Below are 1,696 nucleotides of genomic sequence, written 5' to 3'. Positions count from 1 at the left end.
ATAAGCTTGCTGGAACATAGCTTTTCCTCCTGACCCAATGAATCATCAATCTAAAAAGCGCGAAATGCAAACAAATATCACCCTCTTTAACGATTCAAAATAATCGCCCCACGCTCTAATCAATGGGCATTGGTCTTACTCGCCGCCAGGTAGCAACCGATTTGGGTGTTGGCCTTTCCACGCTATCGAAGTGGATACAGCGCTCTCGCCCCGAGGATATTCCTCCGGCTGGTGAAATCGATTTAGCGAAAGAGAATGAACGTCTGCGTAAAGAGAACCGCCTACTTTTGGAGGAGAGGGAAATTTTAAAAAACGATCCCGGGTCTCGGCCCGCCTGTGCGCGGTAGAAACAGACTGTGCTATCTTGTTGATCGGAGGGGAGTTGCCGTTGGCTTATTGGAGGCATTTGACCCCGTTAAAAAACGTGGCACATGGGTTGTTGCGGACTTGAGAGTGGTGACGCAGCTTCGGCGGCGATCCCGGTTAGGAAATTGAATAACTTGCACGGCCCAGCCCCTCCTTGATTCAGAGGAGGAGAGGTCTTGCCCAAGACAATACCATCTAACGCGCAGAATTTAAGGCGCATGAATCCGAGAGCCGCCGCCATCGATATCGGCGCGACTATGCATATGGCCGCCGTCAACCCTGATGCTGATGACATGCCAATCCGCGCCTTCGGGACTTTTACCCACAATCTGCACGATCTCGCTCACTGGTTCAAATCCTGCGGGGTCACCAGTGTCGCCATGGAGTCGACGGGTGTCTACTGGATACCGGCTTACGAGATTTTGGAGCAGCATGGGTTTGAGGTGATCCTCGTCAATGCGCGCTATGCGAAGAATGTTCCTGGTCGAAAGACCGATGTCAGCGATGCGGCATGGCTGCGCCAACTGCACTCCTATGGCCTGCTTCGAGGAAGCTTTCGGCCGAATGCGCAAATTGCCACCCTACGTGCATATTTGCGGCAACGAGAACGGTTGGTCGAATACGCGGCCGCTCATATCCAGCATATGCAAAAGGCGTTGATGGAGATGAATCTTCAGCTTCACCATGTCGTGTCAGACATCACCGGCGTCACAGGCATGAGGATCATACGGGCAATCGTTGCCGGCGAGCGAGACCCGGATGTGCTGGCATCCTTGCGCGATATCCGTTGTCACTCCTCGGTCGAAACGATACGGGCATCCCTGATTGGGAATGATCGGGATGAACACATCTTTGCGCTTTCCCAGTCGTTGGACCTGTACGACTTTTATCAGCAAAAGATGCTCGAATGCGATCGCAAGCTCGAGCAGGCGATCGCCACAATGGCGCATAATGTCGAGAAGCCACAATCGCCGTTGCCTAAGATCAGAACGAAGACGAAGCAGCCGAATACGCCATCGTTTGATGTCCGGGCCACATTATACGGCCTTGTAGGCACGGACTTGACGCAAATCCATGGCCTCGGTTCGTCACTTGCCCTGAAGTTGATTGGCGAGTGCGGCACAGATTTGCGGGCATGGCCAACCGCCAAACACTTTACATCGTGGCTCTGCCTGGCTCCGGGCAACAAGATATCTGGCGGCAGACTTCTTTCGTAAGCGTACGCTGATCCCCACCTTCCAATTACAGTTCTAATTGTCTCATTAGACTTTCGGGATGATCAGGACGGAGTTTCTCCATGGATGCTACATTGGAGGTTCTACCAGTTGGT

2 pseudogenes are annotated in these 1,696 nt (G+C 52.8%); both read left to right on the top strand.

From position 1 onward, the window contains the following. Nucleotides 1-122: 122 nt before the first annotated feature. Nucleotides 123-311: pseudogene (locus OIV19_RS23545) on the top strand (IS3 family transposase); the annotation flags it as partial. 273 nt (nt 312-584) lie between these two features. Then, nucleotides 585-1,580, top strand: a pseudogene (locus OIV19_RS23540) (IS110 family RNA-guided transposase); the annotation flags it as partial. Nucleotides 1,581-1,696: the final 116 nt, after the last annotated feature.

Origin of the sequence: Brucella sp. HL-2 (assembly GCF_025846885.2) — a bacterium.
Classification (GTDB): Bacteria; Pseudomonadota; Alphaproteobacteria; order Rhizobiales; family Rhizobiaceae; genus Brucella; species Brucella quorumnocens.
This window is presented reverse-complemented; position numbering and strand designations above follow the sequence as displayed.